Below are 12,561 nucleotides of genomic sequence, written 5' to 3' on the forward strand. Positions count from 1 at the left end.
TTTGAAATAAAAGGGGGAAATTGAATTGACCAGCGTCCAACAAATCGCACCAAATTTCTACTGTATTGATACACATGATTTAGGTCGAGAGCAGCGAACAAGCTCCTATCTATTAATTGATGAAAAGATAGCCTTAATCGAAACTTCTGCCAGTCCTTCCGTACCTTATATTATGGAAGGGCTACAGGAATTAAATATTGCATTAGAGGATATAGACTATGTCATCGTGACACATATCCATTTAGATCATGCAGGCGGAGCAGGGTTATTTTTGCAAAGCTGCCCTAATGCTAAATTAGTGGTTCATCCACGAGGTGCAGCCCATATGATTGATCCAAGTCGTCTTATCTTCAGTGCAAAAAGTGTTTATGGCGCTGAATTTGACAAACTCTTTGATCCGATTGTACCCATTGACGCTGCGCGAATTATTGAAATTAGTCATGAACAACGTCTTCAATTAGGACAACATCATTTAACGTTTTATCATACAGAAGGCCATGCTAAACATCATGTTTCAATGCTTTATTCCGCTACAAATGGTTTATTTGTAGGAGATACGACAGGTGTTCGCTACCCTGAAATGGATGGAGAAGCGATCGATTTAATCATTCCGTCGACCTCTCCAAATCAGTACAATCCTGAAACCATGGAACAATCCCTGCAATTGTATGAAAAGCTACAAGCAAATGAGTTATATTTCGGTCACTATGGTGCCTATCAAAATCCAGCAGAAGCCTATCGTCAGGTGCGCTATTGGACACCGTTCTTTCTAGAAGAAGGTAGAAAAGCGCAAGCAGCATCAAGTCAATTCCAGGAACAAGTTCACTACCTAGATGCTCGCTTAAAGGAACTTTTATTCAGCTATTTACAGGAAAACGGCATTCCGTCCGATCATCCTGTCTATCAAACCATTCCATTTGATACCATTGTGTCAGCAATGGGGATACTGGATTACTTAGAAAAACTAAATGCTCAGGTTCCACACTAATAGGAAAAAGAGGTGTCTCCAATGACTTTGGGGACACCTCTTTTTTAGAAGCGCTCATTTTTGGGTAAATCCGCTCTTTTTGCTGTTCGAGGCGCTCCTTTTTTAGGTAAACCCGCTCTTTTTTCTGCTCGAGGCGCTCTTCTTTCAGTTAAACCCGCTCGCTTCTCTGTTCGAGGCGCTCCTTTTTTAGGTAAACCCGCTCTTTTTTCTGTTCGAGGCGCTCTTCTTTCAGTTAAATCCGCTCACTTTTCTGTTCCAGGCGCTCTTTTTTCAGGTAAGCCCGCTCGCTTCTCTTTTCAAAGCGCTCCTTTTTCAGGTAAACCCGCTCACTTTTCTGTTCGAGTCGCTCCTTTTTCAGGTAAAACCCGCTCACTTTTCTGTTCGAGGCGCTCTTTTTTTAGGTAAACCAGCTCTCTTCTCTGTTCAAAGCGCTCCTTTTTCAGGTAAACCCGCTCACTTCTCTGTTCGAAGCGCTCCTTTTCAGATAAAACCCGCTCGCTTCTCTGTTCAAAGCGCTCCTTTTTCAGGTAAGCCCGCTCTTTTTTCTGCTCGAGGCGCTCCTTTTCAGGTAAAACCCGCTCACTTTTCTGTTCAAAGCGCTCCTTCTTCAGGTAAACCTGCTCGCTTCTCTGTTCAAAGCGCTCCTTTTCAGATAAAACCCGCTCGCTTCTCTGTTCAAAGCGCTCCTTTTTCAGGTAAACCTGCTCACTTTTCTGTTCGAGGCGCTCCTTTTTCAGGTAAACCCGCTCACTTCTCTGTTCAAAGCGCTCCAAACCTCATTCAGCAGCGGTCATTCCCTGTCCTCATAAAGAGGCTTATCCCTGTCCTCATTCCTTTAATCGATCTAGAACAGCTTGAAAATCCTGTTGCTCCCCTACTTCACGGAACGATTGAAAGGGATTACTCATTTTTTTTATGCGTTCCATGACAAAAGGAATTGTAAAAAGCGCTGGTGTTAGGTTTTCATTGACCTCCTCCCACAGAAGCGGTGTTGCTACTAAGCCCAGTTCATTGCCACGAGTGGAATAAGGAGCAATAATGGTTTTGCCCTCTGCATGCTGCACATAATCTAAATACAATTTTTCATGACGATTCTTTTTTAAACGCTCAATTGTATATAAATTCGGCTTTTGCTCACATAAAAAACGACAAACAAATTCTGTAAATACACGAACCTCTTCATAGGTAAACGAATTTGCTGGCAAAGGAATATAAAGCTGTAAGCCTTTACCACCAGATGTTTTAACAAAGGATTGTAGCTGAAAATAATCAATAATGTTCTTTAAATCAAGTGCTCCTGAAACGGCTAATGAAAAATCTTGTGCTGAGGGTGGATCTAAATCGAAAACAATCTCTGTTGGATACGGGGAATGTTGTGTTTGAAATGGAATGTGTAGCTCTAATGCCAGTTGATTTCCAAGCCACAATAATGTTTCCAAGTTATTACACACGATATAATCAATGTCATCCATCACTGCTGTTGCCACAAAATCAGGCATTTTTTCTGGTCGACTTTTTTGATAAAAGCTTTCACCTGGAACCCCATGCGGATAGCGTATTAGCGTTAGTGGGCGGTCCTTTAGAAAAGGCAATAAATAGGGCGAGATATTTTGCAAATAGGACAAGTATTGATCCTTTGTAATATCAATTTTTGGCCATACAGGTTTGTCTGGATGTGTGATAGAAACTGATTCAGGGATAGGATACAGTTGACGCTGCATGTGCTGCCAATGACAATCCTCAGGTAACAACTCTAATCGAAAGGCATGAAATCTAGGTTCCCGAAGCTTACTACCATCAAAATCAATACAGGCAATTTCAACACAAATAGAAGGCTCAAGTTCCCATAGCTCCTTTTTACGTTTTCCATTCGTCTGAAAGAATTTGATAAGTGTTTGATGTTCTTCCTCTGTCATTCCATGCTTAAACGTAACGACTTCTCGTAATTGATTCTCCTCAAAAACTGCACCATGAAAATAGCTATTGCTATGGTCGTATTGAGTGACAATGACTGTGACATAACGCCAATTTTTAATTTTTAACCAATGATTTGAACGTATGTTTTCCAGCCATTTACTTGTTTTTTTCTTGGCAACGATGCCCTCCCCATTGTAAAGCTTGATGGACTGCCATAAGCTCTCGTGCTCCTCACTGCCATGTACAACTTGGATAGGCGTTGGATTCTCATAGTCAACGATTGGCCATTTAAACTTCGCAGCAAGCTTGACCAATTGCTCTTTCCGCGTCTTTAAATAGCGGTTATGGAGGGATTCTCCTTTAAGCGTTAAAACATCAAATGCTAGATAGCGAAAAGGAAATGAGTTAGCATGTGAGTTAATCACGTCTTGATTTTGCATTCTCCCCCTTTTTTGAACAACGGCAAAATCACTTTTGTAATGATTGCGTAAATAAACTAATTCCCCATCCAAGGTTAGGGGTAAAAATGTTTGAATCGACGCATGTATTTGCTGACAAAAAGCCAAAATTTCAGGAAACAAGTGATTTAAATTTCGCCCATTTCTACTAATGAGCTGCGGCTCTTCATCCCAAACGAATAAACAGCGAAAACCATCATACTTCGTTTCAAATAGCCATTCATCTCCACTAGGAATATCGTTTGTTTCCGTTAAAAGCATTGGTTTCATTCCACAATACCTTCTTTGCTTTTTATCTTCAGTGTTTGAAGATTTCATTTTAAGATACATAAAAAACCTCAAAATACATCATAGTAAGAAAAACGAGGTGACAATAATGCATACAGTGTGGAAAGGCAGTATTTCCTTTGGACTGGTCAATATCCCTGTGAAACTACATGCTGCTACTGAAAATAAAGATGTCAAATTGCGTCAGCTTCACAAAGACTGTCATACGCCCATTAGCTACAAAAAAGTTTGTGAGGGCTGTAACCAAGAGGTAAAAGATGAAGATATCGTCAAGGCCTATGAATATGCCAAAAATAAATTTGTTGTGTTGGACCAAGAGGATTTAGAAAACTTGCGTAAGGAAAATGAAGATAAGGCTGTGGAAATTATTGATTTTGTGCAATTAACTGAAATCGATCCGATTTATTTTGAGCGTACCTATTTCTTATCGCCCGATTCGACCGGCGCCAAAGCCTATTCATTGTTACGTAAAACATTAGAACAATCAGGAAAAATTGGCATTGCTAAAATCATTATCCGTTCAAAAGAGCAGCTTGCCATCGTACGTGTTTATCAAAATGCCCTCGTGATGGAAACCATTCACTATCCAGATGAAGTTAGAAGTATTGGCGATGTACCCAATATTCCAAGTGAACAGGATGTTGTGCAAAAGGAGCTTGATACTGCACTCATGTTAGTGGAGCAACTAACAACTACATTCAACCCTGAAAAATATACAGACGATTACCGTAATGCTTTATTAGAACTAATTGAAGAAAAGAAAGCTACGAATACGATAGCTACAAGTGATAATCAACGCCCAATCCCTGAAAATGTCACCGATTTAATGACAGCGCTACAGGCTTCCTTAGAAAAAACGAAAAAGCCAGCTACAAGAAAACGGACAACACGAACAAAGAAAAATGCCTAAAAAAAGCGTATCCTTATTTCGGGATACGCTTTAAAATTGCTGAAGGAAGTTATTCAAATCCTTTTTTTGCTGAATCACTAAAATTTTATTTAACAGATCACTTTGTTGTTTAAAAAATCTAGGTTTCCCCTTCTGCTCAAAGCGTTTATTCCAACGAAACATTTTAAAGAAGATCGAAAAAGTTGGCTGATAATGAGCTTTTTCGATGCCCATTTTTTGTTTCATAAATCTTTTTATAATACGAAAGATCCGAACTTTGTAAGGTGTATCAAGAAAGAGAATGCAATCAGCTTGTTGGAAGCTATCAACAACCCACTCCTCCTGATGTATCCCTTCGATAATCCAACTGTTCGTTTGGAGAATGCTTTGTAAGTGCTCCTTTTTTTCTTCATCTGTTCTTAGAATATCTCCTGATTCCTTTCGAATCCATGCCACATTATCAAGCTCATAATAAGGAATCTGAAAGGTTTTAGATAACTCCCTCGCCAATGTTGTTTTCCCACTGCCAACGGACCCAATGATATGTATTCTTTGTGGAAACCCTTTTGTCATCGAACCCCTCCATTACATATACCTTTGTAGAAATAATTCCTTTATTATACAATAAATTTCAGCTTAAAAATTTCCAGAACATAAGTTCCTATTTATGGTATAATGAAGGAAAAACTAGGAGACTCTTTATTTATGACAATACACGAGCAAATGCTGCAACAACAAGTAGCTGGTCTCAGCCTTGCCTATATAGAGGATGGAGAGCTTCAGAAAACAGAGTGCTTTGGGCTGTTAGAGGTCGGAAAAACTACCAGCATCAATACAGAAACCATCTTCAATGCCTGTTCAATCAGTAAACTATTAACAAGCATTTTAGTGCTGAAGCTAGTCGAGCAAGAACTAGTAGATTTAGATGAGGATATTAATCAAAAACTTACGTCCTGGAAGATACCAGATAATAACTATACTAGGGCAAAAAAAGTAACATTACGACATTTGTTATGTCATCAGGCAGGTATTATTGACCCTAAAGGCAGCTTTCCTCCCTTACTTTCATTGACACAAATGCCTTCGATGGGCGATATATTACACGGTAAAACACCTTATTGTCGCATGCCAATCGAAAGTACCATTGAACCGGGACATGAATTTCATTACTCCGATGCAGCCTTTTGCATCGTTCAATTACTGATTGAGAACACCACAGGCTCAATGTTTCCTAAACTCGTGACAGACCTTATTTTTCGACCACTAGCCATGACAAACAGCTTTTTTTCTTCCGAAGTTCCAACTGCTAATACAGCAAGTGGTCATCATAAAGATGGCACCTTAACAGCCCAAAGACACCCAATCTACCCATACGATGCAGCTTGCGGATTATGGACAACACCGTCAGATCTAGCAAAATTATTACTAGAGGTAATGCAGGCATTGAAAGGAAAAGGTACACTTGGATTATCTTCAATCCATGAGCTAATTCGTCCTCAAGGATGTAAGGAATGGATGGGCCTTGGTGTATTTCTTGATAGTACTGGCGAGCAGCTTGAAATATCCTCCCTTGGCTGGGGAGTTGGCTACCAATGTATGCTAGTGTCCTACCCTCATTTAGAAAAAGGCTTTGTTGCCATGTCTAACACCGATACAGGTGTCCATCAAATGCAAGGTCTCTTAGGCGATATCTATCGTTCCTTTGTCAACTAAAAAAGAGGCTCGATTTAAGCCTCTTTCCTCACCTGATAATGCATCTGTACCATTTGACCATATCGCTTTGTCTCCAGTAGCCTTAAATTTTCGAACGGACGTGGAGATGTAAACAAAGGTATTCCCGAGCCCAGTAAATGTGGTGTGATGGTAATAATCCATTCATCAATTAATTGCTCCTGTAAAAAGGCATCTAGTATAATTGCTCCACCAACCATCCAAATTTTTGCACCTTTTTGCTCTTTTAATCGTTTAGTAAATGTGACCACATCTTCTTGGACAAAAGTCACATGCTCATTTTCCCCATTTTGAGCTGTTGTGAACACATAGCATTTTTTATCAGGATAGGGGAACGTATCACTGTGCTCTAGAATATAATCATAAGTTCGTTTTCCCATAATGACGGTATCAATGGTTTGATACATATCAGCGTAGCCATTATCTCCTTCTCCCTCCGTTTCTTCCAGCCACTGCAAATCATCATTTTCCTTAGCAATAAATCCATCTAAACTCCCTGCAATAAATACCACTATTTCTCGTGACATCTCGTCAGCTCCTCTTTTTTGAAAATCTCTTGTACAATCTCTATACTAAATATAAAACATGACAACTATTGGCATGATTAAATAAAAAGGTGAAAGAATATGTCCAAAGCCAAACGATTAATTGATATTTTGTTATTTGTCAGTGCGAAAAAGAAATTTACAGCGCAGGAAATTGCCGACACATTCAATATTTCAGTGCGAACAGTGCATCGCTACCTTTTAGATTTAAGTGATATGGGACTGCCCATCTATGCGGAGCAAGGTAGACATGGTGGCTATACTGTTTTATCAAATGCAATCCTCCCTCCTATTTTATTTACGGAGGAAGAAGCAGTCGCCATTTTCTTTGCATTTCAATCTCTGCACTACTATCGTGATTTACCTTTTAATACTGAAATGAAGTCTGTCTCTCAAAAACTATATGACTCCTTACAGCAGGAGGCCAAGAAAAAGGTGGATACGTTGCAATCGTATATGGCCTTTTGGAATCCTAAAAGAGCCATTACAACGCCACTCTTAACAGACGTTTTAGAGGCGATCATCAACCGGTCACAATTGCATATCCAGTATGAATCAAAGTCTGGTATCACATCAAAGCATATCCAGCCTATTGGCGTGTACGCTCATGATGGCTTATGGTATATGCCTGCATTGTTGCTACCAAATGAAAAAATATTACTCTTCCGTGTCGATCGTATTCATGCCATGACGATCAGTGATAAAAGCCATAAAACGACGATGAATTTGCAACAGTGGCTTGAAAGTGACTATGCGCCTCAACAGCCTATTCGCTTATATGTAGAATTATCAAGCGAAGGCGTTCGTCAATGTTTAAGTGAGCCCCATCTTGAAAAAGCTGTTGTTCGACAAAGTGATGGAACAGGCTATATCGATACGATGATTGATCAAAATGAGCTCCACTTTAATAGTTCCCTATTCTTTCGCCTTGGTCAACATGCGATTGTTAAAGAACCCCAAGCATTGATTCAGCTTTTGCGTCAGCATGCACAGGAGCTATTCGCGATATATCCTGAGCAAACTGAGACCTAATCTGTTAGATGACAATTTTGTCAGATTCGTGTAACCTTCATCGTTACTACTTTTTAGTAAACTTCCTTATACTTGGTTTTGAAGGAGGAGATGAACGTTGCAACCGACCAACATTAATAAACGAATTGATACATTAGATTATTTAAGAGGGTTCGCCTTACTGGGCATTATTTTAGTCAATATTCCTGCATTAATGTGGATAGAACCACCTAAGCTAGCGAACGACATTGCCTATAGCCGCTTTTTAACACTTTTTGTAGAGGGTAAATTTTTTATCATTTTTTCATTTTTATTTGGGATAGGATTTTATCTCTTTATATCACGGGCCAAGGTAAGGGGAGAAAAAGCCTATGCCTTATTTAGTCGTAGACTTTTGATTTTACTGCTTATGGGGCTTGTACATTTTTATTTCCAACCAGGTGAAGCCTTAACTGTCTATGCTTTCTTTGGCTTTGTAGCCTTACCTTTTTATAAAATGCGCAAAGAAATCAATGTTATCATTGGGTTCATTCTTTTAGCCATTACTGCTTATTTTGGCCTTAAAATTTTGATGCCATTTCCACTGATTTTACTAGGTCTAGCTGCTGGTCAATATCGATTATTTGAAAATATCTCTATGCATCAAAGAAAAATTATGCTAGTGACGATTATTATGGGGTGTATTAGTATTGCTAGCTGGTTTTATCAATGGCTGTATGTGCCTGATGCCATTGTCAATATTGATAATATGACTAAGGATCAGCTAGAAGCACATAGTACAAATATCGAGCAATTTGCATTAATCGGACTACAGTTCAGCCCATTTGCTTCCACATTTTATATGGGAACAATCATCCTATTATTACAAAGCACTTTGTTTCAGCGACTATTAGCGCCATTAAAAGCATATGGGCGCATGGCCTTGACTAATTACTTGGGCCAAACAGCACTCATTCTAGTAATCGGTCACGCCTTCCAGCTAATTGGGCATCTTCGCTACATTGAATCTTTGTGGATTTGTCTTGGTATTTATGTTTGCCAATTGCTGTTTAGCAAGCTATGGTTACACTTTTTCCGCTTCGGCCCGATGGAATGGCTGTGGCGTATGGGTACCTATTGGACAGTTCCTCCCCTAAGACAAAGTAATAAAGATTCTTTATAGTCAATGATAAATACCTATCAGCATAGCGTTAAACGTCATATATTGGTAATGTACCCTACTCGCTTTCCATCTTTGCTCATATCTTCAGCAAGAAACACATCCCCATTTAATTTGGTCACTTTTTGCATACAGAAGATTACGGTCAGAAATATGCAGAAGTGACTAATTTAAAAACAGCGTTAATCCAATATTGACGCTGTTTCTTTTATTTCTATAAAAAAACATTTGATAAACAGACAAGTCACTGGATTTTAAAATCCAGTGACTTGTATTCATTGCAGTTATTTTTCTATTTAGCTGTTCATTGCCACTTTCGTCACATTCGAGTATGTCTCTTCTTATATCCGTAGCCCCTAACGTCTAAATACGTGTTAATGCGCCATTCGGCTTTGGTAATTCTTGAACTGTTATCTGATTCATTTTACAAAAGTGTTTAAAGAATTGTTGCGCCAACTCTCGTTCTTTTGGGTCACTTTTCAACGAAATGATATCAAGTAAAATTTGAGCCATCCATAAATTTTCAAAGTAACGATATTTACCTGTCTTCCATGTCATTTTTTCGGGGAATTTTTCATTTATATAGTATTGCCAGAACAGCAGCTGATCTGATTCCTGTTCTGTCAGTTGAATTCTGTATTTTGAATGAGCAGGAATATGTCCATCTTCACACAGCTTACCGACAAAATTTTCATTCACCATATAGACACCTAAGATACGTCTATCTTTTTCAGGCTTGCTGGATTCTCTTGCCGTTAATAGAACAGCGCTATTCTGGTGCAGGCGGCTCGGCTTGTTTGGCTTTCCTTTGTTATTACCACTCTTTAATATGCCTGAAAAAACTTTCCACTCTGAAAAAGAACTATTCTGTTCTTCTGTGTCACACCAAAAAACCATTTGTGATGCGGGATGAAGTTTATGGTTATTCATAAGTTTTTCGTGTTCCAAGCGAAGTACTAGTTCTTTCCGTTGAAGTTCTTTTGCCTCTTCCATCCGCGATTCTTCTTCTTTTCGTTCAATTTCCTTTTTTTGTATAATTTCCTCAAGTAACTTAGCATCACTTTTATCATGTATTGTTAGGTGCTTTCCAAATACGTCTGGAAAAACAAACCTTTTATTTTCTGATGCAAAATGTATTTCAATACTAGAATCGTTTTGTTTAACTATACTACCTATGCCAAAACGCTTGTGTGTAACTTTCTTATTAATTAGATTCATTCATCTAGTCCTCCTTATGGAATAAAAATTAAGTTACTATTAGATAGTAAATTTTTTTAAATAACTTCTTTAAACAATTTCGAATTTTTCTTCCGTTTAAAAAAATAAAAAAAAACGTATCCAAATTCTTTCTGCAAAATAGGACATCGGAATTCGAAATACGTTTATAAAAAATTATCGTAATACTATTATAACATTTTTTAATAAAATTACAAATTTATTATTGACAACCCATTTTTACATGAGTTAAAATGATTATTTATTCTCTGAATGTCATTGGCATCATTTTAGAAAAGACCATAGACTTCTGAAAAACGCCTTCTAAAATCCAACTTTCCCTTGTTACCTATTTGACGCCAATAAATTCTTCACCTGTTACTTATCCTAAGCATACAATGAAAATAATACCCTTTTTTGTAGGGAGGATTATATGAAGCAAAATAAAGGAAATCGGAATCGTGAGGGTTTGGAATCCGTGAGTCAAGCAGCTAAGTTGGCTGTCATTGCGGGGGCGATTACAACACTCGGAGACGCTCTAGCGACCATTGCGGCTGGTCTTGCTCTAGAGGATGAGTTGAAGGAAAACGAAAGTAATAGCAATGATATTTGCAAACTACAAAAGCAAATTGACGAATTAAATTATGAAATGAAACAATTAAAAAGGATGTTACGTTAATTCAGTCTGTACACAAAAACGACAATACCACATGGATATTGTCGTTTTTTAGGCTATTTAGCAGCCCAAAGTTCAATCTCTATTTTTATATCTGGTAGCCCTAATGCAGATACATAAGCAATAGTCATAGAGGGATAGGAATGACCAAACATTACTTCCCATTGCTGATCGAAATGATACCAATCAATCTCCTCTGTCGCCCATATATTCACCTTTACCACATGAGAAGCATCCAATCCCTCAGTTGCTAAAAGCGCTTCAATATTTTTAAATGTATTGATCGTTTGTTCAATTAGACCTCCAGGCAGTTGCTCATCTTGATCAACCCCTATTTGTCCAGAGAATACATACATTGTTGCATCTTTCGGAATGATTGTGATGTGGCTATATTTCCCAACAGGGCTAGGTACCTGCATTGGATTTTTACGTAATATGTTTGTTTTCATATTCTTTTCTCCTTTAGGGTTGTATTTTTTCTAAAAAAGGCAGACTTATCCCTTGTTTGTTGATTTTAGAAAAAAACAGCTGTGGAGAACCCTATACCCATGCTTAAAAAACGAATAGCTCTTTTTTTCATGTGAATTCTCCTCCTTGTCCCTAAAGTTATGTTCACTTTACCATTTCTATCCTATACAATCAATGAAATACCCAAACTATTTTGCATATCATCGATTTTTTCTCAGGCATTTAACTATTCAACCATAGTAATCACAACATATATATAGTAGTGTAAAGCTATATTAGCCTTACACCTCCGAAATTGTTACTAGGGTCACTCCATCCCAAGTGTCCCTTTGCATAATAGAACTAGGTACCCCTCTTTGGCGTACCTAGTTTTTTTGGTTATTTGGGGTCGAGTCGCACTTATGTTGACTAAGTATTGTTACCCCTGCATTACAGCTAATTTTTTTCATCTGCAAGTAATATTGATTGCAGCTTTTATCTCTAATCAATCGTATTTTTTAAGCTGAGGTGTAGAATTCTTATGCTGAAAAATACCATAGCCGTTTATACAACATATATATAAAAGAATGCAATATGCAACAAAAATGTTAAGCTTAGTAATTGTGAGCCGAGTCATGTTTACATAATTAAGAGATAAAAATATGAACCCCTCCTGTAATAACACTTAATGCAGCTATTGAGATATGGATTGTTCGTAAGCTTCGATTTTTTCTATAGTTGAATAAATTGATTCCTATAATAGCAGTAATTGACAAAAGAATAATTGCAATCAAGCCAATGATTCCTTCATTCTCCAATTCACCCTCATTAAAGTACATGATTATCCCATGACCAATACCTAACAACAATGCCATTGTGCCAAAAAGAATATGATATTTACCTATTAACTTTGCTACGTGTAAATATAGCCCTTTAGATTGTGGGAAAGTACGAATTACAGACTTCAAGAAGGTTCTAATAGGAAAAATCATACCCGCTGCACCAATTCCTATGAATGCACACCAACCAATTAATTCACCAAGGTCCTCATATCGCCCTTCTTCATGTTGTTGTCTACCGTTATACTCATCATCATACTCATCTTTTCCTTCAAAAATATCATCTGCATAGATGGGATTTACATCATACAAAAAAAACATAACTACCAATACTATCCCAAAAATTTTTAAATATCGCATAGGAGATCTCCTTCCATATTGAGGTTCAACATTAGTCT

Annotated in this window: 13 protein-coding genes; 6 read left to right on the plus strand and 7 right to left on the minus strand. The window is 37.9% G+C overall.

The annotated features are described in order from the left end of the window. Window positions 1–25: 25 nt before the first annotated feature. Window positions 26–988, plus strand: coding sequence for an MBL fold metallo-hydrolase (locus tag JTI58_RS22655; protein WP_205443879.1), 963 nt, complete (start codon window positions 26–28; stop codon window positions 986–988). A gap of 326 nt (window positions 989–1,314) precedes the next feature. Here JTI58_RS22655 and JTI58_RS22660 read toward each other — a convergent pair whose 3' ends face one another. Together JTI58_RS22660 and JTI58_RS22665 are read right to left on the minus strand one after the other, a co-directional pair. Next, a complete protein-coding gene (locus JTI58_RS22660) occupies window positions 1,315–1,761 on the minus strand; it encodes a hypothetical protein (protein WP_205443881.1) in 447 nt (148 codons plus the stop codon). Between the two features lie 54 nt (window positions 1,762–1,815). After that, the gene (locus JTI58_RS22665; protein ID WP_205443883.1) at window positions 1,816–3,633 is read right to left on the minus strand and encodes a DNA ligase D; all 1,818 of its coding nucleotides are present in this window, start codon (window positions 3,631–3,633) and stop codon (window positions 1,816–1,818) included. 106 nt (window positions 3,634–3,739) lie between these two features. Between JTI58_RS22665 and JTI58_RS22670 the strand changes: the two genes are divergently transcribed. After that, a complete protein-coding gene (locus JTI58_RS22670) occupies window positions 3,740–4,561 on the plus strand; it encodes a non-homologous end joining protein Ku (RefSeq protein ID WP_205443884.1) in 822 nt (273 codons plus the stop codon). Between the two features lie 30 nt (window positions 4,562–4,591). On the opposite strand, the gene JTI58_RS22675 is transcribed toward JTI58_RS22670, so the two are convergent. Further along, entirely contained in the window at window positions 4,592–5,113 is a 522-nt protein-coding gene (locus tag JTI58_RS22675) for an AAA family ATPase (protein WP_205443886.1), read from the minus strand. 132 nt (window positions 5,114–5,245) lie between these two features. Between JTI58_RS22675 and JTI58_RS22680 the strand changes: the two genes are divergently transcribed. Next, window positions 5,246–6,253 carry a serine hydrolase domain-containing protein gene (locus JTI58_RS22680; protein ID WP_205443887.1) on the plus strand — a complete coding sequence of 336 codons (1,008 nt, stop codon included), beginning with the start codon at window positions 5,246–5,248 and terminating at the stop codon, window positions 6,251–6,253. A gap of 14 nt (window positions 6,254–6,267) precedes the next feature. Here the strand turns inward: JTI58_RS22680 and JTI58_RS22685 are convergent, their stop codons facing one another. Next, on the minus strand, window positions 6,268–6,798 hold the full coding sequence (locus tag JTI58_RS22685) for a dihydrofolate reductase family protein (protein ID WP_205443889.1): 531 nt from the start codon (window positions 6,796–6,798) through the stop codon (window positions 6,268–6,270). Window positions 6,799–6,897: 99 nt separating this feature from the next. Between JTI58_RS22685 and JTI58_RS22690 the strand changes: the two genes are divergently transcribed. Both JTI58_RS22690 and JTI58_RS22695 read left to right on the plus strand, forming a co-directional pair. Continuing rightward, a complete protein-coding gene (locus tag JTI58_RS22690) occupies window positions 6,898–7,848 on the plus strand; it encodes a helix-turn-helix transcriptional regulator (RefSeq protein WP_205443891.1) in 951 nt (316 codons plus the stop codon). A 97-nt stretch (window positions 7,849–7,945) separates the two neighbouring features. Continuing rightward, the gene (locus tag JTI58_RS22695) at window positions 7,946–8,989 is read left to right on the plus strand and encodes a DUF418 domain-containing protein (protein WP_205443892.1); all 1,044 of its coding nucleotides are present in this window, start codon (window positions 7,946–7,948) and stop codon (window positions 8,987–8,989) included. Between the two features lie 360 nt (window positions 8,990–9,349). Here JTI58_RS22695 and JTI58_RS22700 read toward each other — a convergent pair whose 3' ends face one another. Then, window positions 9,350–10,204: a malate synthase gene (locus tag JTI58_RS22700; RefSeq protein WP_205443893.1), complete on the minus strand. Its 855-nt coding sequence runs from the start codon at window positions 10,202–10,204 to the stop codon at window positions 9,350–9,352. Window positions 10,205–10,634: 430 nt separating this feature from the next. Here JTI58_RS22700 and JTI58_RS22705 point away from each other — a divergent pair, with 430 nt between their 5' ends. Then, a complete protein-coding gene (locus tag JTI58_RS22705) occupies window positions 10,635–10,880 on the plus strand; it encodes a hypothetical protein (RefSeq protein WP_205443895.1) in 246 nt (81 codons plus the stop codon). 53 nt (window positions 10,881–10,933) lie between these two features. Here the strand turns inward: JTI58_RS22705 and JTI58_RS22710 are convergent, their stop codons facing one another. Together JTI58_RS22710 and JTI58_RS22715 are read right to left on the minus strand one after the other, a co-directional pair. Further along, a complete protein-coding gene (locus JTI58_RS22710; protein WP_205443897.1) occupies window positions 10,934–11,326 on the minus strand; it encodes a RidA family protein in 393 nt (130 codons plus the stop codon). A gap of 645 nt (window positions 11,327–11,971) precedes the next feature. Then, window positions 11,972–12,523, minus strand: a complete 552-nt coding sequence (locus tag JTI58_RS22715; protein WP_205443899.1) for a hypothetical protein — start codon at window positions 12,521–12,523, stop codon at window positions 11,972–11,974. Window positions 12,524–12,561: the final 38 nt, after the last annotated feature.

Source organism: Lysinibacillus fusiformis, assembly GCF_016925635.1.
Lineage (GTDB): Bacteria > Bacillota > Bacilli > Bacillales_A > Planococcaceae > Lysinibacillus > Lysinibacillus fusiformis_F.

What these genes read in the sequence shown, in the direction of transcription:
- JTI58_RS22665 (WP_205443883.1), bottom strand. Translation starts at nt 3,633, where the DNA reads ATGAAACCAATGCTTTTAACGGAAACAAACGATATTCCTAGTGGAGAT.
- JTI58_RS22670 (WP_205443884.1), top strand. Translation starts at nt 3,740, where the DNA reads ATGCATACAGTGTGGAAAGGCAGTATTTCCTTTGGACTGGTCAATATC.
- JTI58_RS22675 (WP_205443886.1), bottom strand. Translation starts at nt 5,113, where the DNA reads ATGACAAAAGGGTTTCCACAAAGAATACATATCATTGGGTCCGTTGGC.
- JTI58_RS22680 (WP_205443887.1), top strand. Translation starts at nt 5,246, where the DNA reads ATGACAATACACGAGCAAATGCTGCAACAACAAGTAGCTGGTCTCAGC.
- JTI58_RS22685 (WP_205443889.1), bottom strand. Translation starts at nt 6,798, where the DNA reads ATGTCACGAGAAATAGTGGTATTTATTGCAGGGAGTTTAGATGGATTT.
- JTI58_RS22690 (WP_205443891.1), top strand. Translation starts at nt 6,898, where the DNA reads ATGTCCAAAGCCAAACGATTAATTGATATTTTGTTATTTGTCAGTGCG.
- JTI58_RS22700 (WP_205443893.1), bottom strand. Translation starts at nt 10,204, where the DNA reads ATGAATCTAATTAATAAGAAAGTTACACACAAGCGTTTTGGCATAGGT.
- JTI58_RS22705 (WP_205443895.1), top strand. Translation starts at nt 10,635, where the DNA reads ATGAAGCAAAATAAAGGAAATCGGAATCGTGAGGGTTTGGAATCCGTG.
- JTI58_RS22710 (WP_205443897.1), bottom strand. Translation starts at nt 11,326, where the DNA reads ATGAAAACAAACATATTACGTAAAAATCCAATGCAGGTACCTAGCCCT.
- JTI58_RS22715 (WP_205443899.1), bottom strand. Translation starts at nt 12,523, where the DNA reads ATGCGATATTTAAAAATTTTTGGGATAGTATTGGTAGTTATGTTTTTT.